The sequence below is a fragment of the Euzebya sp. genome (assembly GCF_964222135.1).
In the GTDB taxonomy this organism is placed as follows: domain Bacteria; phylum Actinomycetota; class Nitriliruptoria; order Euzebyales; family Euzebyaceae; genus Euzebya.
In genome coordinates, this window is record NZ_CAXQBR010000067.1 from 1 (window position 1) to 21,229 (window position 21,229).

Annotated in this window: 14 protein-coding genes; 8 read left to right on the top strand and 6 right to left on the bottom strand. The window is 73.9% G+C overall.

Annotated elements, in window-relative coordinates; translation table 11 throughout:
* Both ACEQ2X_RS14435 and ACEQ2X_RS14440 read left to right on the top strand, forming a co-directional pair.
* On the top strand, positions 1-1,706 hold a 1,706-nt coding region (locus ACEQ2X_RS14435; protein WP_370326524.1), incomplete at its 5' end, for a S8 family serine peptidase.
* A gap of 27 nt (positions 1,707-1,733) precedes the next feature.
* The gene (locus ACEQ2X_RS14440; protein ID WP_370326525.1) at positions 1,734-4,220 is read left to right on the top strand and encodes an EAL domain-containing protein; all 2,487 of its coding nucleotides are present in this window, start codon (positions 1,734-1,736) and stop codon (positions 4,218-4,220) included.
* Between the two features lie 506 nt (positions 4,221-4,726).
* Here the strand turns inward: ACEQ2X_RS14440 and ACEQ2X_RS14445 are convergent.
* Complete coding sequence (locus tag ACEQ2X_RS14445; protein ID WP_370326526.1) at positions 4,727-6,652, bottom strand: cell wall-binding repeat-containing protein; 1,926 nt, start codon at positions 6,650-6,652, stop codon at positions 4,727-4,729.
* Between the two features lie 86 nt (positions 6,653-6,738).
* Entirely contained in the window at positions 6,739-8,505 is a 1,767-nt protein-coding gene (locus ACEQ2X_RS14450; protein WP_370326527.1) for an SLC13 family permease, read from the bottom strand.
* A gap of 138 nt (positions 8,506-8,643) precedes the next feature.
* On the opposite strand from ACEQ2X_RS14450, the gene cysD reads away from it, so the two are divergent.
* From cysD to ACEQ2X_RS14470, 4 genes are all read left to right on the top strand, one after another.
* Positions 8,644-9,567: a sulfate adenylyltransferase subunit CysD gene (gene cysD, locus ACEQ2X_RS14455; RefSeq protein WP_370326528.1), complete on the top strand. Its 924-nt coding sequence runs from the start codon at positions 8,644-8,646 to the stop codon at positions 9,565-9,567.
* A gap of 2 nt (positions 9,568-9,569) precedes the next feature.
* On the top strand, positions 9,570-11,762 hold the full coding sequence (locus tag ACEQ2X_RS14460; protein WP_370326529.1) for a cell wall-binding repeat-containing protein: 2,193 nt from the start codon (positions 9,570-9,572) through the stop codon (positions 11,760-11,762).
* The gene (gene cysN, locus ACEQ2X_RS14465) at positions 11,759-13,684 is read left to right on the top strand and encodes a sulfate adenylyltransferase subunit CysN (RefSeq protein WP_370326530.1); all 1,926 of its coding nucleotides are present in this window, start codon (positions 11,759-11,761) and stop codon (positions 13,682-13,684) included. Before ACEQ2X_RS14460 ends, cysN begins: the two co-directional genes overlap by 4 nt.
* Positions 13,685-14,040: 356 nt before the next feature.
* Entirely contained in the window at positions 14,041-15,423 is a 1,383-nt protein-coding gene (locus ACEQ2X_RS14470) for a sugar transferase (protein WP_370326531.1), read from the top strand.
* A gap of 3 nt (positions 15,424-15,426) precedes the next feature.
* On the opposite strand, the gene ACEQ2X_RS14475 is transcribed toward ACEQ2X_RS14470, so the two are convergent.
* The 3 genes from ACEQ2X_RS14475 to ACEQ2X_RS14485 form a co-directional block, all read right to left on the bottom strand.
* Positions 15,427-16,635 (bottom strand): S8 family serine peptidase, encoded by a 1,209-nt coding sequence (locus ACEQ2X_RS14475; RefSeq protein ID WP_370326532.1) that lies wholly within the window; start codon positions 16,633-16,635, stop codon positions 15,427-15,429.
* Positions 16,636-16,739: 104 nt separating this feature from the next.
* Positions 16,740-17,255: a DUF421 domain-containing protein gene (locus ACEQ2X_RS14480; RefSeq protein ID WP_370326533.1), complete on the bottom strand. Its 516-nt coding sequence runs from the start codon at positions 17,253-17,255 to the stop codon at positions 16,740-16,742.
* The gene (locus ACEQ2X_RS14485; protein ID WP_370326534.1) at positions 17,252-17,668 is read right to left on the bottom strand and encodes a hypothetical protein; all 417 of its coding nucleotides are present in this window, start codon (positions 17,666-17,668) and stop codon (positions 17,252-17,254) included. The genes ACEQ2X_RS14480 and ACEQ2X_RS14485 overlap by 4 nt, the downstream gene beginning before the upstream one ends.
* Before the next feature lie 95 nt (positions 17,669-17,763).
* Between ACEQ2X_RS14485 and ACEQ2X_RS14490 the strand changes: the two genes are divergently transcribed.
* Positions 17,764-18,396, top strand: coding sequence for an HAD family hydrolase (locus ACEQ2X_RS14490; protein WP_370326535.1), 633 nt, complete (start codon positions 17,764-17,766; stop codon positions 18,394-18,396).
* Between the two features lie 22 nt (positions 18,397-18,418).
* On the opposite strand, the gene ACEQ2X_RS14495 is transcribed toward ACEQ2X_RS14490, so the two are convergent.
* Positions 18,419-19,519 (bottom strand): AI-2E family transporter, encoded by a 1,101-nt coding sequence (locus tag ACEQ2X_RS14495; RefSeq protein WP_370326536.1) that lies wholly within the window; start codon positions 19,517-19,519, stop codon positions 18,419-18,421.
* Between the two features lie 312 nt (positions 19,520-19,831).
* Between ACEQ2X_RS14495 and ACEQ2X_RS14500 the strand changes: the two genes are divergently transcribed.
* Positions 19,832-21,169 (top strand): cell wall-binding repeat-containing protein, encoded by a 1,338-nt coding sequence (locus ACEQ2X_RS14500; protein WP_370326537.1) that lies wholly within the window; start codon positions 19,832-19,834, stop codon positions 21,167-21,169.
* Positions 21,170-21,229 lie beyond the last annotated feature (60 nt).

Here is a 21,229-nt window from a genome sequence, read left to right on the forward strand (position 1 = left end):
ACGGCAACGGCCAGGGCAACGGCACCGGCCAGGGCAACGGCAACGGCCAGGGCAACGGCAACGGCCAGGGCAACGGCAACGGCCAGGGCAACGGCAACGGCCAGGGCAACGGCAACGGCAACGCCCCCGGACAGACCGGCGACACCCCCGGCAACAGCGGCAACGCCCCCGGACAGACCGGTGAGCTCCCCGGCTGCAACGGTGTCGGCAACCCCCGCTGCGCCGGCAACGTCAACGCCGCCCGCCAGGCACCGGTCGTCCTCGACGACTCCGACGGCCTGAGCGAGGGCGAGCAGTGGCTCCGCGAGTCGCCCGACACCGACCTCGACTCCCTGGCCGAGATCGTCGGCGTCGTCGACGAGACCAGGTTCGCCGCCGCCGGCCGGGTCGGCGTGGCGGTCATCGACACCGGCGTCGCCGAGGTCCCCGGCCTCGACCACGTGATCCACGGCCCGGACCTGTCCTTCGACTCCCAGGCCCCGAACCTCACCCACGTCGACGGCTATGGCCACGGCACCCACATCGCCGGCATCATCGGCGGCCGCGGGGTCGCAGGGGCGGACGGCGTCGAGCTCGTCGGCCTGGCCCCCGACGCGGACCTCTACTCGGTCAAGGTCGGCAGCCACAGCGGCGCCGTCGACGTCTCCCAGGTCATCGCCGCCGTCGACTGGGTCGCCCAGCACGCCGACGACTACGGGATCCGGGTGCTGAACCTGTCCTTCGGCACCGACGCCGTGCAGGCCTGGGACGTCGACCCGCTGGCCTTCGCCGTCGAGAACGCCTGGCGCGCCGGCGTGGTCGTCGTGGTCTCCGCCGGCAACGACGGCGAGTCCCGCGACGCGCTCCGCAACCCGGCCCTCAGCCCCTGGGTGCTGGCGGTCGGCGCGAGCGACTCCCAGGGCACGACCGCCACCGCGGACGACTCACTGGCGGAGTTCTCGAACCGCGGCACCGACGCGCGCCGCGTCGACGTGCTGGCCCCCGGGACCGGCATCGTCTCCTACCGCGTTCCCGGCTCCATCCTCGACGAGGCCTACCCCGCCGCCCGCCGCGGTGCGGCCGGGTTCAGCGGGCACGGCACCTCCCAGGCGGCGGCCGTCGCCTCCGGCGTGGTGGTCCGGCTGCTGCAGGCCCACCCCTCCGCGACCCCCGACCAGATCAAGGCCGCGCTGGTGGCGACCGCCCGCCCGCTGGCCGGCGGTGACCCGGCGGCCGGCGCCGGCGGGATCGACCTGGGTGCGGCGTCCGCCGCCCTGGCCCGCGGCACGTCCCGCCCCCTCCAGTCCCACGCCGCTGGCGAGGCGACCGGCACCCTCGACGCGGCGCGCGACACGATGCGCGTCGCCGACCAGGCGCCCTACTTCAGCCGCGGCGGGTCGTTCGTCCCGCTGGCCGGTGAGGTCGACGTCCACGGCCAGCCCTTCGACGTCGCGGCCTGGGCCGCTGAGTCCGCGGCCGGCAGCTCGTGGGACGGCGGCGTCTGGAACGGCGTCGAGTGGACCGGCGAGGGCTTCTCCGACGACGCCCTGCTGGGTCGCTCCTGGGTCGGTCGGTCGTGGGTGGGCCGCTCCTGGGTGGGCCGCTCCTGGGTGGGCCGCTCCTGGGTCGGCCGCTCCTGGGTCGGCCGCTCCTGGGTCGGCCACAGCTGGGACGACGACACCAACCAGTTCCTGTCCGAGGGGTGGCTGTCGGTCAACCCCTGGTGACCTGACGCCGTGACCTGACGCCATGACATGGACGCCCTGACCCGCCACGCGCGACGGCTGACCGCCCTCTGGGCGCTCGGCACGGTCGTCGCGACGGGCGCGAGCCTGACCCTGCCCGGCCCCGTCCTGGGGCCGGGTTGGGCGTTGGTGCTCGTGACCGGCGGGTTCGTGGCGGCCGAGTTCACGACCCTCCGCATCCGCCGCGGCGCGACGGCGGAGGGGTTCACGGTCTCCGAGGTCCCGCTGGTCGCGGGGCTGCTGTTCCTCGGCCCGGTCGGCCTGGTCGGCGCCCGCCTGATCGGCGCCGGCGTCGGCCTGTACCTGGACCGCCGCCAGGAGCGCCTGAAGCTCTTCTTCAACCTGACCATGTGGAGCTGGCAGGCGGCCACCGCGATGGTGCTGCTCCTGCTGGTCGCCGGCGACGACCGCATCAGCCCCGCCGGGGTCTACACGGTCTTGGGCGCGATCGCCTTCACCGACATGATCTCGGCGATCGCCCTCAACAGCATCATCGCCCGCGTCCGCGACGAGCCGATGAGCTGGACGCGCATCCTGGCGACCCTCCGCGCCGGGCTGCCCCCCGCGCTGTCGTCGGCCGCCTTCACCTTCGTCTTCGTCCACACCGCCGGGGACGAGTGGGTGCTGGTCGGCCCCCTACTATTCATCGCCCTGTCGATCTGGCTGGCGTTCCGCGCCGAGACCGACCTGCTGGCCGAGCGCGAGGGGCTCCAGCGCGTCGCCGAGCTCGGCGCCGTCGTCATCGACCCCTCCCTCGACGAGGAGGGGGCGGTGCGCGCCCTGCTCCGCGAGGTCGGGACGCTGCTCGAGGCCGAGGTCGTCGGCTTGCGCCTCACCGAGCCCGGCGGGGAGGTGGTCGTCTTCGCCACCGACGGGCGGGCGGAGGCGCTGTTCGCCGACATGGCACCGGTGTCCGAGCCGCGGGTCCTGTCCGCCGAGGACTGCGGCGGGGTCGTGCGCGACGGCCTGGTCGTGCCCCTCCCCCCGGATGCGCCGGTGACGGGCAGCCTGCTGGTGGCCGAGGGTGAGGGTGAGGCGGCGAGCCTCGGCCTGCCCGAGCTGCGCGTCGCCGCCACGCTCGCGGGGCAGCTCGCGACGATGGTGCACAACGCCCGGCTGACCGGCGTGGTCCGGGCCCAGGCGCGACAGGCCGGGTGGGAGGCGCGCCACGACCCCCTCACCCAGCTGCCGAACCGGCTGTGGCTGGACGAGCACCTGGCGACGGTGACGGCGGACGAGCACTACAGCCTCCTGCTCCTCGACCTCGACGGGTTCAAGACCGTCAACGACGCGCTCGGCCACAGCTCCGGCGACGAGCTGCTGGTCGACTTCGCCACCCGCCTTGTCGCGACCATGCCGGCCGACGCGATGATCACCCGGTTCGCGGGCGACGAGTTCGTGTGCCTGTTGCCCGGGCCGATCGAGCGGGGCCTCGAGGTCGCCACGGCGACCCGCGCGCACTTCCAGTCCCCCTCCAACATCCGCGGGATGCACCTGTCGGTGCTGCCGAGCATCGGCCTGTCCCACCACCCCACCGACGGGACCGACACCGAGGAGCTCATCCGCGCCGCCGACGTGGCGATGTTCCGGGGGAAGCGGGACCAGAGCGGGGTGGCCCGGTTCGCGGTGGAGGACGCCGAGCACGCCGCCCGCCAGTTCCGCCTGGCCGGGGACCTGCGGGAGGCCATCCGCGGCGAGCACCTCACCTGCGTCTACCAGCCGATCGTGGACACCGCGACGGGTGCGGTCCACCACCTCGAGGCGCTGGCCCGCTGGCACCACCCGGTCCTCGGCCCGGTGTCGCCGGACGAGTTCATCGTGCTGGCCGAGCAGGGTGGGCTGATCCGCGAGCTGACCATGCACGTCGCCCGGCAGGCGGCCCGGGCCTGCCGGCGCTGGCTGGCGGACGGGCTGGCCGCCGGGGTGGCGGTGAACCTGTCGCCCCAGAGCCTGTCGGACGCGAGCATCCCGTACGCCGTCAAGGCGATCCTGGCCGAGGAGGGGCTCCCCGCCGAGCACTTCGCCGTCGAGATCACCGAGACGACCCTGCTGACCGACGCCGGCCGGGCGCTCCCGCTGCTCGCGGAGTTCGAGGCGGCCGGCATCAGCGTCGCCATCGACGACTTCGGGACGGGGTACTCCTCGCTCGCGCACCTGGGCCGGATCCCGGTCGACGTGCTGAAGGTGGACCGGTCGCTCGTGCAGAACCGCCGCGGCCGGCGTGGTGGCACGATCCTCAGGGCCGTGATCGACCTGGCCGCCGCGCTGGGCCTGACCGTCGTGGCGGAGGGGATCGAGGACCGCGAGGACTACCTCTGGCTGCGGGACGCCGGCTGCGCGCTGGGCCAGGGGTACTTCATGGGCCGGCCGATGGTGGAGGAGGACCTGCGCGGCTGGCGGGAGTCCTGGTCGGGCGTGGCGGCTGAGCTGCGCGACGTCCGCCCCCGCCACCTCGCGGTCGCCGCGGTGAGCGAGCGGACGGCGTCGGTCTCGTAGGGGGGCTGACCGGCGTCGCAGGTGCGCGGCGGCGGGCCGGACGGGGAGCGCCATCGACCCGCGGGCGCATCGCGGGAGGCTCACAGCCCCACGGGGCCCCGCCATCGACCCACGGGCGCATCGCGGGATGTTCACCGCACCACCGGCCCCCGCCATCGCCCCACGGGCGCACCGCGAGAGGCTCACAGCACCACCGGCCCCCGCCATCGACCCACGGGCGCACCGCGAGAGGTTCACAGCGCCACCGGCCCCCGCCATCGCCCCACGGGCGCACCGCGAGAGGCTCACCGCACCACCGGCCCCCGCCATCGACCCACGGGCGCATCGCGGGAGGTTCACAGCCCTCACCGGCCCTCGCCATCGACCCACGGGCGCATCGCGGGAGGTTCACAGCACCACCGGCCCCCGCCATCGACCCACGGGCGCACGACGGCGACCACGCGGCTGGTCCCGTCCCCGACGTCCTCCCCGCCCCCGCTTCCACTCGTCAGGCGACCCCGACCCCCTCAGCAGGTGCGGCCGGAGAGCGGGCCGGAGGCGTACCCGCTGACGGTCGGTCCGAGCAGGAGCAGGTCGGCGCACCCGGCGGCGCGGACCGTGTCGTCCGGCACCCCGTCGGCGGTGGCCATGAAGAGCGGCAGCTCGCCGGCGGCGGCGGCGCTCGCGGCGGACAGGCCCCAGGCCCACCCGTCCTGTGCGTACCCGTCGATCAGGAGCCCGCGGGTGACCTCGTCGGCGTCCCACAGCTCGCCGGCGACGGCCACGGCGGTGCCCACCCGGCTGTCGCCGGCGACGCGGCGCGAGGCACCTCCCGCAGCCGAGGCCGCCGCGGCCACGGTGACCTCGTCGACCGCGGACGTCCCGCCGACGGCGATGACCTCCTCGGGTGCCAGACGCGCGAGGACCTCGGCCACCTGGGGGTGCAAGATGTCCGAAGGGGTGAGCAGGACAGGTGTCCGGGTGCGCCCCGCCCAGCCGGCGACGGCGATCGAGTCCGCCCAGTCGTCTGCGCGGACGACCACGACTTGGTCCACCTCCCCCCGGCGCATGGCGACCTCGCGGGCGACGGCGGCCGCGGTCTCCACCCGCGAGGCACCCGACAGGCGCACCGGGGTCAGGCCCATCCTGCGCACGCCCTCGGCGACGTCGGCGGACAGCGCCGCCTCGCCGCCCAGCAGGTAGACGATGCCGCCGTGGCCGAGGGTGCGGCGCAGCTCGACGGCCACCCCCGGGTCCAGGCGGTCGCGCGGCGTGAGCAGGAGCGGCCCCTCCCCGGCCAACGCGGACCCGGCCAGGGAGTCCGCGAACGCGTCGTCGCGCGCGAGCACCGCGACCGGGGCGCGGGACGCCTCGGGCCACGCGATCCGGGAGAGCGCGATCGCCGCCGCCGTCGGATCGGGGGCGGCCAGCACCGCAACACGTCCCGTGCCTCCGGGACCCGAGCCCGTCCCCGGATCTGCACCGGACCCCGACCCCGACCCGGACCCCGACCCCGACCCGGACCCACCCGAACCGGACCCCGCACCCGGATCGCCGACATCGGGCTGCTCCGCGTCGGGCTCGCCGGGTTCGAGGTAGCCCGAGTCCGCGAGGTTCCAGTGGTCGGCCAGGTAGCTGCCCTCGGGCGGGTCGGGGTTGAAGTAGTCGTCGCCGCCGCAGTCGAGCAGGAACAGCGAGCAGGTCTCCGGCGGCGACGGCTGGGATGCCATGCACATGACCTCCGGACCGTCGTCGCAGTGCCCGTCGTCGTGGTGCGGGGCCGACGGCTGGACGGCACCGAGCATGTGGCCGAGCTCGTGGGGGAGCCCGCGCTGCCGCGTCGGGTCCCAGCACCTGGTGTCGACGTACCCGACGGACCCCGGCATCTCCGTCGTGTCGTTCACGTTCACCGCGCCCGGGCGGTCGTCGCGGTAGTACTGGCCCTCGCCGCAGACCGCATCGCTCCGCGCGTCGTCGATGAACACCAGGTACTTGCGGTCCGGGCGGTCCCAGCCCTCCTGGCGCAGCCGGCGCTCGAGGACCACGAAGTCCATCACGGCGCCGGCCGGCAGGGAGATCCGGGCGATGTCGGCTCGGCAGTCGTCCCGCTGGACCAGGCGGACATGACGTCCCTCCCCGTGGACCGAGGCGGAGGCCTGGTAGATCCCGCTCATCACGGCGGCGTGGTCCTGCAGCGTCGTCTCGAGCTCGGCGAACCGGTCGGGACGGCCGTCGACGGCGGCGTAGAGCAGCTGCACCCGTCGTCCGGACGTCCCGTCCCCGATGCAGACCGGCGGCGGGACCGCCTGGGCGAACCGCGGATCGATGGGGGCGTCGGCGACGTAGCTGACGCTGTGGATGACCGGCACCGGACCGGGGTCAGGGACCACGGTGCCGGCCACCCCCATGGCCATGGACGCGATGACGGTCAGGGCCAGGACGCGACTGCGCATGCACCCTCGTCGGCCACTACCGTGCGTGCTTGATCTCTACGAAGCGCGATATCAGCCACCCAGGTGACCAGGGCTGCCGTGACCGGCTACAGCGGCCAGACCTGGGGCACCAGCAGCATGGTGGCCACCACCACCAGGGCGGTGATCGGCGCCCCCAGCCGGGCGAAGTCACCGAACCGGTACCCGCCGAGCGCGTAGACCATCAGGTTGGTCTGGTACCCGATCGGTGAGAGGAACGACAGCGACGCGCCCAGCGCGATCGCGATCGCGAAGGGGCGCAGGTCGGCGCCGACCTGCTCGGCCGCCGCGGCGGCCAGCGGGAACGCCAGGACCGCCGCGGCGTTGTTGGTCAGCATCTCGGTCAGGACCATCGTCACGACCAGCACGCCGGCCAGCGCCCCGAGCTGCCCCCACTGCTGTGTGACGCCCAACATCAGGTCCGCGAGCGCCCCCGCCAGCCCGGACTCCTCCATCGCCGCGCCCAACCCGAACGCCGACGCGATCACGACCAGGACCTGCAGGTCGATCGCCGCGCGGGCCTCGGACACCCGCATCACCCGCAGCCCGATCAGCGCGAGCGCCGCGACCAGCGACGCCTCCAGGATCGGCACGATCCCCAGCCCGGCAAGCAGCACCAGGGCCAGGGTGACCACGCCGACGACCTTCGCCTGCCGCCCCTGGACCGGTCGGGCCTGCCCGGTGCCGGCCACCAGGATGAAGTCGCCGGTGGTCTGCCAGCGCTCCCCGAACCCGGTGTCGGCCAGCAGCAGCAGCGCGTCGCCGGGGCGGAGCTCGACCTCACCCAGCTTCGCGTCGATCCGCTGCCCGGCGCGGTGGATCGCCATGACCGCCGCCCCGTGGCGCTGGCGGAACCCGACGGTCTTGAGCGTCGAGCCGATCAGCGACGACCCCGGGCCGAGCACGGCCTCGTAGAACACCCCCCGCTCCCCCACCCGCGAGAGCTGGCGGTCCTCCGCTGGCCGCAGGCCGGTGTTGCCCTGCAGGTCGAGGATCCGGTCGACCTTGCCGACGAACAGCAGCTCGTCACCCGATTCGAGCAGGTGGTCCGGCGCGACCGGGGTGGTGACGTGCCCGTCGCGGCTCACCTGCGCGCAGTACACGCCCTGCAGCGCCCGCAGCCCCGCCTCCTCGATCGTCCGCCCGTCGATCGGGCCGCCGTCGACGACCTCCATGGACACGGTGAACTCGCGGACGTGCTCGGCGAAGTCCTCCATCGCCGCCCCCCGGTCCGGCAGCAGCCGCGGGGCCAACCCGACGATCAGCAGCCCGCCCCCCAGCGCGATCGGCAGCCCGACCGCGGCAAGCTCGAACAGCCCGAGCGGTTCGGCCCCCGCGGCCACGAGCAGCCCCGACACGACCAGGTTCGTCGACGTGCCGATCGCGGTGATGCACCCGCCGAGGATGGCCGCGTAGCTGACCGGCATCAGGAACCGCGACGCCGGCAGGCTGCGCTGCTCGGCCCACGACGCGACCGCCGGGGCGATCATCGCCACGATCGGGGTGTTGTTGAGGAACGCCGACCCCGCGATCGTCGGGGCGACCACCCTCGCGAGCAGCACCCGCGGCCCCGCCGCCCCGCCGAGGAGCCGGCCGACGACCGAGGTGAGCACCCCGGTCCGCTGCACCGCCCCGGCGAGCACGTACAGCGCCGCGACGGTGATCGGGGCGGGGTTCGAGAACCCGCTGAAGGCCTGCTCGGGCGTGATCACCCGCATGGCGAGCAACCCGACGACCGCGCCCAGCAGCACGATCGCCGCCGGCGCCAGGTCCCGCACCAGCGCGACCAGCACCGCGAGGACCACCACGAGCGTGATCCAGGCCTCCAGGCCCACCTGCTCCCCTTCCCACGGTTCCGACGACCGGCCATCCTCTGACGACGGGCACGATCGCACGGACTCGCGAACAGGGAGAAGCACCCCTGCCGGCTACCATCCGGCCGGCGCGCGAGCACACCGACGCAGAGGGGACCCGTGAGCACCGCAGCACCGACCGCCACCCCGATGACCCACCTCGCCCAGCTCGAGGCCGAGAGCATCCACATCATGCGCGAGGTCGTCGCCCAGTTCGAGCGGCCGGTGATGATGTACAGCATCGGCAAGGACAGCTCGGTGATGCTGCACCTGGCCCGCAAGGCCTTCCACCCGGGCCAGCTGCCCTTCCCCCTCCTCCACGTCGACACCACCTGGAAGTTCCGGGACATGATCACGTTCCGGGACCGCACCGCCGCCGAGCTCGGCCTGGACCTCATCGTCCACACCAACCCCGAGGGCAAGGCCGAGGGCATCAACCCCTTCGACCACGGCTCGAAGGGCTACACCGACATCATGAAGACCCAGGCGCTGAAGCAGGCCCTGTCGGCCGGCCGCTTCGACGCCGCGTTCGGCGGGGCCAGGCGGGACGAGGAGAAGTCCCGCGCGAAGGAGCGCGTCTTCAGCTTCCGCGACGCCCACCACCGCTGGGACCCGAAGAACCAGCGACCCGAGCTGTGGCACCTCTACAACGGTCGGGTCAACAAGGGCGAGTCGATCCGCGTCTTCCCCCTCTCCAACTGGACCGAGCTCGACATCTGGCAGTACATCCACCTCGAGCAGATCCCGATCGTGCCGCTGTACTACTCCGCCCCCCGGCCCGTCGTCGAGCGCGACGGCACCCTCATCATGGTCGACGACGACCGCTTCCGGTTCGAACCGGGCGAGGAGCCGGAGGAGCGCTGGGTCCGCTTCCGCACCCTCGGCTGCTACCCCCTGTCGGGCGCGGTCGAGTCCCGCGCCACCACCCTGCCCGACATCATCCAGGAGATGCTGCTCGCCACCCGCTCGGAGCGGGAGGGACGGGTCATCGACTACGACCAGTCCGGCTCGATGGAGGAGAAGAAGCGCGAGGGGTACTTCTAGCCGTGCGCACCGCCCGCGGGTCGCGCCCGTCGCCGATCGCCGTCCGGCTCATCGGCGCTGCGCTGTGCGCGCTGGTGGCCCTCGCGGCCGTCCAGTGGCCGGCGACCGCCCAGGACCCGACCCAGGGGGAGGGTGAGGGGCAGGGCTCACGCCGGGTCGGCGCCGTCGCCGATCCGGTCCGGGCCGCCATCCGGTTGAGCGGCGAGGCGTTCGCCGACGGGCAGGCCGAGGGGGCCGTGATCGCCCGGTCCGACCTGTTCGCCGACGCCCTCGCCGGGGCCGCGCTCGCGGGGGCGACCCGGCCGATCCTCTACACCGCCGGCGGGCCCGACGCCCCCGCGGACCCCCGCGTGCTGGCCGAGGTCGCCCGGGCGGTCGGCCCCCCGCGGGGTTGTGACGACGCCGACGTCCCCGGCGGGTTCGAGGTGGCCCTGCTCGGTGGCACCGCGGCGATCAGCCCCGCGGTCGAGCAGGCCGTCGCCGACCTCGGCTACTGCACCCAGCGGATCGCCGGCGACGGCCGCGAGCACACCGCGCGGCTGATCGCCGACCGGCTCGGACCCGTCGGCGGCACCGTCGACCGGGTGCTCGTCGCGCGCGGGGACGACCCGGCGGACGCGGCGACCGCCGGGGCCTACGCCGCCCGCACCGGCACCCCGCTGCTGGTCACCCCGACCACGCTGCTGCACCCCGAGGTCGAGCAGTACCTCACCGCCCACGCCGTCGACGAGGTCGTCGTGATCGGCGGCGAGGCGGCGATCAGCGAGGCGGTGGCCCGCGGCCTCGACGAGCGGGCCGGCACCGTCCTGCGGGTCGCCGGTCCCAGCCGTGACGCCACCGCCGGCGCGATCGCCACCGAGCTGTGGCCCGCCGAGGCGGTCGAGGGCGTGATGGTCCTCAACGGCTTCACCGACACCGCCTGGGTCCACGCCATCGCCGGCGGTCCGCTCGCGGCCACCGCCGGCACGCCGCAGCTGTACACCCAGACCTCGACCCTGCCGCCGGGCACCGACGACGCGCTGGACGCGCTCGTGGAGGGGGCGGGCGATCGCGACGGCGGTGGGGACCTCGTCGGCCTCGTCGCCGGTGCGCCGGCGGACCTGCACGACGGCCTGGCGGTGGAGGTGTGGGACCGCCTCGGCGTCGACGTCGACGTCCCGCGGGCGAACCGGACGGTGCTGACCGGGCCGATGGGGATCGTGGCCCACCGCCCCGGCGGGCTGGTCGAGGTCCTCCGGCTGCGCGAGGGCGAGCAGGCCCTGCTGGACCTGGTCCACCCGACCTACCGCGGTGCGACCTCCGAGGTCGTCATCGGGGTGGAGACGACCGACCCGACCGACGCCGCGGGACCGGCGATCCTGACCCTGCTGCTCGTCGACGTCGAGACCGGCTGGACCCGCCCGCTCGACATCGACCGGCGCGGGACGATCAGCGACATCGCCGTCAGCCCCGACGGGGGAGCGGCGTACGTGGCGCTCACGCCCGCGCGGCAGGCCGACGGGACGACGGTGGCGGAGCTGGTCCGCGTCGACCTCGCGGTCGGCGAGGTCACCGGGTGGGTGGCGACCGAGGCCGCTGGCGACGCCGCCGTGCAGGTGGCCGCCGGCGACGGGGCCGCGTTCGGGCTGGACGGCGGGGTCGTCGCGCGCCGGATCGGCGGCCAGGTCGACGTCCTGCACGCCACGTCGCTGCAGCCCTCCGCGGTGCAGCTGCTCGACGTGGTGGCGCTGGCCGGCAGCGGCGACGGGTCCACGTTCGTGACCGTCGACGCCGAGGCCCTGACCGTCCACCGCGCCGAGGACCCCCGCAACGAGGCGTGTCCGCCCCTCGACCGCCTGGCGCTGAACCCGTCGGGCACGACGGTGGTGGGCGTGTCCCCCGACGCCGACGCCGCCAACGAGGTGGTGGTCTGTGAGTTCGCGGTCCTGAACCCCGCCGGCGGGGTCGATGTCACCGGCGAGGTCGGCGAGGTCATCGACCTCGGCCTCTCGACGCGGCTCCCCACCCCGGTCGTCCTCGGCACCGGCGGGCTGATCGAGCTGCGCGGGACCGCCGCCCCGCTCACGATCGCCGTCCCCGAGGGCACCGACGGCCTGGCGGTGCCCGTCGCGGCCCTGCCGACCGACCAGATCGGCCCCACCCCTCCCCCGCCGCCCCCTCCCCCGCCTGCCCCGACGCGGAGCGCCGACCGATGAGCCACTCCTCCGACCTGATCGCGACCGACATCGAGGCGTACCTCGCCGAGCACGAGCGGAAGGATTTGCTGCGCTTCCTCACCTGCGGGTCGGTCGACGACGGCAAGTCGACGCTGATCGGCCGGCTGCTGCACGACTCCCACATGGTCTACGAGGACCAGCTGGCCGCGCTCGAGGCGGACTCGGTGACCCAGGGAACCACCGGCGGGGCACCAGACCTGGCGCTGCTCACCGACGGCCTGAAGGCCGAGCGGGAGCAGGGGATCACGATCGACGTCGCGTACCGGTACTTCTCGACCGCGCGGCGCAAGTTCATCATCGCCGACACGCCGGGCCACGAGCAGTACACCCGCAACATGGTCACCGGCGCGTCGACGGCTGACCTGGCGGTGCTGATCATCGACGCCCGCCACGGCGTGCTGCCCCAGACCAAGCGGCACGCGACGATCGCGTCCCTGCTCGGCATCACCCACGTGGTGGTGGCGATCAACAAGATGGACCTGGTCGACTGGTCCGAGGACCGCTACGCCGAGATCGTCAAGGACTTCCAGGCCTTCGCCGGCCACCTCGAGGCCCCGGTCGAGCCCTACTTCCTGCCGATGTCGGCCCTGACCGGCGACAACGTCGTCAACGCGAGCGACCACATGGAGTGGTTCGACGGCCCGCCGCTGATGGAGCACCTCGAGACCGTCGACGTCACCGTCGCGGTCGACCACGAGACCGTCCGCCTGCCGGTGCAGCTGGTGACCCGCCCGAACCTCGACTTCCGCGGGTTCGCCGGCACGCTCGCGTCGGGCCGCCTGGCCGTCGGGGACCGGGTGGTGTCCCTCCCCTCCGGCGTGGCCTCCACCGTCACCCGGATCGTGACCTTCGACGGCGACCTCGAGTCCGCCCAGCCGGGTCAGGCGATCACGGTGACGCTGGCCGACGAGATCGACGTGTCCCGCGGCGACGTGCTGGTGGTGGAGGGGCAGCGGCCGATGCAGCGCGCCCACCGCATCGACGCCGACGTGGTCTGGATGGCCGAGCAGCCCCTCCAGGCCGGCCGCCAGTACCTGCTGCAATCGGCGGCGGGGATCTCGAACGCGGGGCTCGAGACGATCCGCTACGGGCTCGACATCGACACCCTCGAGCGCACGTCGCCCGAGACGTTGGGGCTGAACGACATCGCCCGCTGCGCGCTGGCGGTCGACCGCGAGCTGCTGTTCGACGCCTACGCCGACAACCGGGCCACGGGCAGCTTCATCCTCATCGACCGGCTCACCAACGCCACGGTGGCCGGCGGGATGATCGCCGGGCCGTCCTCGAACTGGGACCGCGAGGCCCCCGCGACGCTGACGGGCCGCACCTCCGCGGTGACCACCGCCGAGCGGGCCAGGCGGTACGACCAGCAGCCGGTGACGGTGTTCCTGACCGGTCTGACCGGGGCGGGGAAGGCCAACATCGCCTCGGCGCTCGAGCGGCTGCTCTTCGACGCCGGCCGGACCGTGGTCCGCCTGGACGGCCAGAACGTCCGGCAGGGCGTCAGCCGCGACCTCGGGTTCACCGCCCCCGAGCGGTCGGAGAACGTCCGCCGCGTCGCGGAGGTCGCCAAGCTGCTCAACACCCAGGGCGTCATCGCGCTCGCGGTCATGACCGCCCCGAACGCCGAGGACCGCGACCGCGCGAGGGACCTCATCGGCCCCGAGCAGTTCATCGAGGTCTTCGTCGACACCCCCCTCGACGTCTGCCGCCAGCGGGACCCCGGCGGGCTGTACAGCCGGCTCGAGGCGGGCGCGCAGATCGACATCCCCGGCGTGACCAGCCCGTACGAGGAACCCCTCGCCCCCGATGTCGTCGTCACCGACCACGGCCGCTCCGCGGTCGACGCCGCCGAGCAGGTCATCACCCTGCTCGTCGAGCGCGGGGTGCTGCCGCGCTGATCGACCTCGCCACCCTCGGTCACCAACAGATGACCTGAGGGCGGAACAGCACTCTCAGTGATCCTCAGTACGCCGTGCGTAGTGGTGCTGTGCGAGAACCCGCGTCCGCGCGACACTTTCACCGTCGCGAAACATGAAGCGGCTTGCACAACGCGTACACGGATGTCTAAATGGCCACCGGTTCACCGAGAGGGACGGATCACATGTCCCGCAGTCAACTCCTGAGGGGAGAGCAGCAGGTGGGGGATGCTCTGGCGCGCAGTTCCGCGAGAGACGAGATCGACCTGACCGATCTCGCGTTGGGTCTGGCACCCGTCGGCCCGAGCCCTGAGCTCGGTCTGGTCCGCGACCGCGTGATGGCGACGAAGCTGGTGCTGGCGGGACTGGACCTCGTGGTCCTCAGCGTGATCGTCGTGGCCCTCAACCTGGTGTTCTTCGGTGATGCCCTCGCGTTCGCGCAGTCCCAGGTGTCGGGCTCGGCGTCGCTGGCCTCGGCGCTGCTGGTGGTGTCGACCCCGGTGCTGTGGCGTCAGCTGAAGCTCTACCGCCTGGTGGGCGGTTGGGGCCTCGGCGACGCCGTCAAGGCCGCGGCCACCGGCGCAGGCGCCCTGCTGCTGGTGATCTTCAGCCTGGTCGTGGTCTTCAAGTTCCACGAGATCTCCCGCATGTACCTGGCCAACCTGGCCGTCGCGGTCGGCACGTGGATCGCCGCCAGCCGCCTGACCGCCGACCGGGTGCTCCGCCAGCGCCGCGCCGCCGGCAAGGGCAACCTGCGGGTCCTGATGGTCGGCGGCGGCATCGGCGGGGAGCGGTTCCTGTCCGCGCTCCGGAGCCACCCCGAACTTGGGATGGACGCGATCGGCTACGTCGGCCACGACGTCCCCGGCGTCGACCCCGGCCACCGGCTGGGCAACATCGACGACCTGCGGAGCATCCTCGCGACCCGCGTGGTCGACGAGGTCGTCATCTGCCTTCCCTTCGAGCAGTGGGCCCGCATCCGCGACTGCGCCCAGATCGCCGAGGAGCAGGGCAAGACCGTCCGCATGCCCATGTGGATGGTCGAGGAGCTCGGCACCCGCAGCCGGCTGGACCACGTCGGCGGCGTCCCGCTCCTCAGCCTGGTCCACACCCCCGACGACGTCGTCCAGAAGGGCGTCAAGCGCGCCGTCGACTTCATCGGGGCCCTGGCCGGGCTGGTGGCGTTCGCCCCCCTCCTCGCCCTCGCGGCCGCGGCGATCAAGCTGACCGACGGCGGCCCGATCTTCTTCCGCCAGACCCGCGTCGGCCTGCACGGCCGGCACTTCCCCATCCTCAAGCTCCGCACCATGTGCGTCGACGCCGAGGACCGCCTGGCCGAGGTCGCTCACCTGAACGAGCGCTCCGCGGTCACCTTCAAGGCGACCCACGACCCCCGCGTCACCCGCATCGGGCGGATCCTGCGCCGCACGAGCCTCGACGAGGTCCCGCAGTTCTGGAACGTCCTGACCGGCGACATGTCCCTCGTCGGCCCCCGTCCCGCCCTGCCGCGCGAGGTCACCCTCTACGACCCCCGCCACCGCCGCCGCCTGAGCGTCAAGCCCGGCGTCACCGGCCTGTGGCAGGTGTCCGGCCGCGAGGACTCGAGCTTCGAGTCCTGGGTCGACCTCGACCTCTCCTACATCGACCGGTGGAGCCCCCTCACCGACCTGCGCATCATCGCCCAGACCATCCCGGCCATGCTGCGGGGCACGGGCGCCTGATCGTCAGCCCCGGCTGAAGTGCCCGTAGGTCGGCCGGGGGACGCGGACCTCAGCCTGAGGTTCAGGTTCAGGCTCCGGCTCCGGCTCGGTAAGGTCCTCGCCCATCGCGGTCAGGGCGGCGATGACGTCGACGGCGCCGGCGCCGAAGTCGTCGTCGTGGCCCTTCCGGCCCAGGTCACGGGCTGAATCCATCAGCAGAGCGTGAACCTCGTCGACGGAGAGTGAGCTGTCGTGGGACCGCAACAGCGCGGCGGCGCCCGCGACCAGGGGGGCGGCCATGCTCGTCCCCGAGGCGTAGCCCCAGGCGTCGCGCGGGCGGGTCGACATGATGGCCGATCCCGGCGCGGCGATGTCGACGTAGTCGCCGGTGGAGGAGAACGCCGACCGGGTCTCGGCGTCCCGCAGCGCGCCGACCGCCAGCACGCGGGGGTGGCTCGCCGGGTACATCACCGGGTTGCCGTTGCCGTGCGCGTTCCCGGCGGCGACGACGACCACGACGCCCGCGTCGACCGCGTGGTCGATGGCGGCGTTCAGGACCTGGCTCTCGCGGGGGCCGGCGAGGGAGATGTTGATCACCGTCGCGCCGTGGTCAGCCGCCCAGATCACGCCGCGGGAGACGTCCGACGCGTACGCCGAGCCGTCCTCACCGGTGACCTGGACGCTCATCAGGCCGGCCTCCGGCGCCAGACCGGCGACGCCGTAGTCGTCGCCCACGCTGGCGGCGGCGATCCCGGCGACGTGCGTGCCGTGGCCCTGGTCGTCGACCAGCTCGTCGCGACCGGTCGCTGACCAGCCCTCGACCAGCCGGTCCTCGAGGTCGGGGTGATCCCCGTCGACGCCGGTGTCGACGATCGCGATGACCTGGTCCTCACCGGTGACGGCCTGCCACACCCGCTCGGCCTGGAGGTCGTCGAGGTTCCACTGCTCGGGACGCAGCTCGTCGGTGACGGTGCCCGACGAGGTGTACTCGTACGTCCGCCCGGCCGGGTGGAGGACGGTGTCGGCCTCGGTGACCAGCACCGTCCCGGTGACCGCCGCGAAGGACGGGCCGGTGACGACCTCGAGCGACCCGTCGGGGCGCTGGACGAGGCTGACGGTGCGCTCGGCGGGGTCCGCCTGCTGGGCGGATGCCTGCCCGGTCGGGGCCAGGGTCAGCAGCACCGCCAGGGCGGCGACGAGGGCGAGGGGACGAGAGCGGGTGGATGCGGTCACACGCTCTGTATCGAGATGTCACTCCTAGTCTTTAGGGCGAAATGCCCTGAACCACTTGCGCGAGCGGGTGCCTCCTGGTAGCGCGTCCTGGGAACGGCGCGGCCTCAGCGCCGGACGCCCTCCATCACGAAGTCGTCGATCTCGTCAGCGGTCGACATGACCGAGATGTCCCCGGAGGTCTCGAGGACGACGTAGCGGACGTCGGCCAGGCGCCCGATGTCGTGGGAGCGGAGCTTCGCTCGGATGTCATCGGCCTGGACCCGGGCGGTGCGCATGTTCCCCTCGAGCAGCTGGCCGTCCTCGACCAGCAGGATCGGCCGGTTGTCGATCAGGCTCTTGAGGGCGTCGCTCCGGCGCATCACGCCGATGGCGACCTGCACCGTGAACAGCACGACCAGACCGACCAGGCCGACCGCCAGCGACGCGGTGGTCAGCGCCGCCGACGCGATGATCGACCCCGTCGCGATCGTCGCGGCGAAGTCGAACGCCGACATCTTGGCGAAGGTCCGCAGGCCCGCCAGGCGGGTGGTGACGATCACGGCGACGTAGATGGCGACGGTGGCGATGACCGCCGCGCCGATCGTCGACCAGGAGGTGCCGAGGATCTCGGGGATGCTCATGCCGGCCCCGGCGTGTGGTCGGGGTGGCCGTCGGTGATCCGGTCGGCCTTCATCTCCGCCTCGAAGATGTGGCGGACCCCGCCAGCGAGGGCCTCGCGGGCCTGGCGCTCGAGGTCCCGCGCCGTCGTCCAGTAGCCGTCGTCGTAGTCCTCGACGATCTGGAACGTCCAGCGGTCGGTGATCACGTTGCGGCCGACCAGCTCGGTCTCGAGGCGCTCGGCCACGTCGTCGTGGCCGGCGTCGCGGAGCTGCTCCGCCGCCTCACCGACCAGCAGGTCGGCCCGGCCGCTCAGCTGGTGGAAGTCGTACAGGCGGCCGCGGGCGCGCTCGACGTACTCGAGGGCCTCGCCGAGGGTCCCCAGCGCCTCCACGGTCGCGTCGTCGACCCCGTCGGGGCGGCGGGAGAGGCTCATCGGTCATCGCTCCTGTGGTCAGTCCAGGCGGTCTCACGCCCCCTCCCCCGAGGGACCGGTGGGGCAAACGGCGCCCGCCGGGTAGAGATGCGCACATGCGCAGCATCATCCTCGACCTCGACGGGACGCTGGTCGACAGCGTCCCCCTCCACGTGACGACCTGGCACGACGCGTTCGTCGACGCCGGCCGGCCGGTCCCGACGCGGGCGATCCACGCCGCGATCGGGATGGGCTCGACCCGGCTGATCCACCACCTGCTGGGGGAGGTGCCGGACGACGACCTGCACGAGCAGCTCGAGGAGGGTCACCGGAGCCGGTTCGTCGAGGCGGGGGAGGTGCTGCAGCCGACGCCGGGTGCGCTCGGGCTGCTCGAGGACCTCACGGCCCGCGACGTCCCGTTCGTGGTGGCGACGTCGGCCGGGTCGGCCGAGCGGGAGATCCTGCTCGGGGTGCTGGGCGACCCCGACGTCCACGTGACCGGCGGGGACTCCACGGACGACTCGAAGCCGGCACCGGACCCGCTGCAGGCCGCCCTCGGCGGGTTGGGCACCACGGCGAGCCCGCTGGTCACGATGGTCGGCGACTCCCCGTGGGACGGCCACGCCGCCGCGACGCTCGGGCTGCGGTTCGCGGCGGTCCGCTCCGGCGGGTTCGACGACGCGGTCCTGCGCGAGGCCCACGCCGACCTGCTCGTCGACCACCCCTCGGGGCTGATCGGGGTCCTCTGATCGGGGTTCCCCGGGGGGATGGTCAGGTCCCCGACGTGATGGCCCCTCGCCGCCACACCTTGAGCGCCGCCACGGCCGCGCCGGCGATCGGGACGGCGAGGAGGGCGCCCATCACCCCGGCCACGAAGCCGCCCACCGACAGGGCGAGCAGCACCGCGGCCGGGTGGAGCGGCAGGCGGTGGCCCATGACCCAGGGCTGCAGGACGTTCCCGTCGATCTGCTGGATCACCGTGTACAGGACCAGGACGATGATCGCCATGGTCAGCCCGTCGGCGGCGAAGGCGCTGGCGACCGCCAGGCCCCCGACCACGAACGCGCCGATCGTGGGGATGAACGCGGCGAAGAACGTCAGGACGACCAGGGCCGAGGCCAGCGGCACCCCGAGCGCGAACAGCCCGATCGCGCTGAACGCCGCGTCGGCGAGGGCGACCACGCTCAGGCCCCGGACGTACTGTGCGGTCGTGGCGTAGGCGGCCCGGCCCATCGCGTCGACGCGCGGCCCGTCGTCGGCCCGGAAGAGCTCGACGAACCAGCGCCACATCTGCGCGCCGTCCCGCAGGAGGAAGAAGGACAGGACGACGGCGAGGACCCCGCCGGCGATGGCCTCACCCACGATCCGCAGGCCGGACACCGCACCGGCGGGGGCGATGCCGGAACCGGACTCCTCCGCCCCTCCCCCGCCGCCTGCGAGCAGCTCGTCGAGCTCGCCGTTCTCGGGGATCGGCAGGGCGGGGAACTGGTCGCGCAGGCGCGAGATGGCGTCGCCGATCTGCCCGCCGATCTCGGGCACCTGGTCGATGCTGCGCCAGCCGATGACGACGAACACGAGGATGACCAGGAGGATCCAGCCGACCGTGACCGTCAGCGCCGCGGCGGTGCGGGGCCAGCCGAAGGCGACCAGGCGGCGGAAGAGGGGTTCGAAGGCGGCGGCGATCAGGACCGACAGCACGCAGGCGATCACGACCACGCTGATCTTCGTCACGACGAACGCGACGATCCAGGCGGCGAGGGCGATGCCGACGAACTGCCAGCTGCGCCGGGCCAGCCGGGCCATCGCCGTGGGGCGGTCGCGTTCGCCGACCTGGGACAGGTCGACCGTCGCCGGGTCGGTCGGGGCGGACATGTGAGCCGGACCCTTCCCGGCAACCGGTGCGACGATGCCACCACATCGCGTGAGGATCCGCGCCATCACCTGACAGCGCCGCGACCTGACAGAGCGGTGACGTCGGGTCGATCGGGGTCACGGTCGGGCGACGGAGCGTGGTAGACCGTGCGGTACGTGCTCACGGGCCGCTTCCCCCCGCCGCCGGGGCCCGCACGAGCCACTGGGCACTCCGCCGCGACGCCTGAACCCAGCGCCGCACCACCGCGACCCCTCACGCGACCGTGACGCCTGAGGGGTCCGCGGTGGCCCTCCTGGTACCGTCCAGCGGTCGTGCGCGATCGTCAACGTCGTGGGACCGGGGTCGTGGCCGGGTGGGTCGTGGCCGGGTTGGTCGTGGCGCTGGTGCTGCTCGTCGTCCCCGCGGCGCGCGCCCAGCCCGCCGAGCCGCCCGTGGCGGACGCCGGCGGCCCCTACGCCGTGGTCGTCGGCGAGCCCGCCCGCCTGGACGCGACCGGGTCGGCCGGCCGCCGCGGCGGAGAGCTGTCCTTCGCCTGGGACCTCGACGGCGACGGCGCGACCGACGACGCGACCGGCCCGACCCCCACCTGGACGTGGGAGGAGGAGGGGCAGGTCACCGTGTCCGTCCTGGTCACCGAGACCGCGGACGGGGTGTCGGCGAGCGCGACCGACTCCGCCGAGCTGTACGCCGACGTCCGCTTCGACGTCCCGCGCCAGGACGACGTGGACCGCGCCATCGCGGTGAGCCTCCGCACCCTCCCCGGCGTGCCGGTCGCCGACGAGCCGCCGGCGACGGTGCTGCTCGGCACGACGGCGGTGTTCGCCGACTCCCTCGCGAGCGGCGGGGCGCAGGGCGTGCTGGGCGCCCCGCTGCTGCTGACCGGGCCGGACGGCCTCGACCCGCGGGTGGTCGACGAGCTGGCCCGGCTCGCCCCCGCCGAGGTGCTGCTGCTGGGCGGCACCGCGGCACTGTCCGCGCAGGTGGAGGCGGACCTCGCCGCGGACGGGTACGCGACCCGGCGCGTCGCGGGCCGATCGCGGGTCGAGACGGCCACGGCCCTGGCCGAGGCCCTCACCCCGGCGGCGACCACCGCGGTCCTGGTGCGCGCCCACCCGGACCCGGGGGCGTCGGATCCCACCCAGGCCTTCGCCGACGCGCTCGCCGCCGGCGGGTTGGCCGCCGCGCGAGGTGCCGCCGTGCTGCTGACCGACGCCGATCACCTGTCGGCCGCCGTGGTCGCACACCTGGAGCGGTCAGCGGTGGCGGACGTCGTGGTCGTGGGCGGTCCCTCCGCGATCGCCCCAGCGGTCGAGGACGAGCTCGCCGCCCTCGGCGTCGCGGTGACCCGGGCCGGCGGTGCGGACCGCGCCGGGACGGCGGTCGCGGTCGCCGCTGGACGGGGAGCGCCGAGCGCCGCGGACGTGGATGCCGCGATCCTGGTCGACGGCCGTGCGCCGGGGACGTGGGCGGACGCGTTCCCCGCTGCGCTGCTGAGCGCCCGGACCGCCGCGCCGATCGTGCTGGCCGACGGCGACGTGCTGCCGTCCCCGACGGCCGGGTGGCTCGCCGAAGCCGACGGGGTCACGGTCACCTGCCTGTCGCTGGTCACCGACGCCGCGTGCACGAGCGCCCGAGACCAGGCCGCCTGATGACCATCCGTAGCGCCCGGTTCGCACGTCGTCACGCACACCCCCTCACCCGTTGACGCG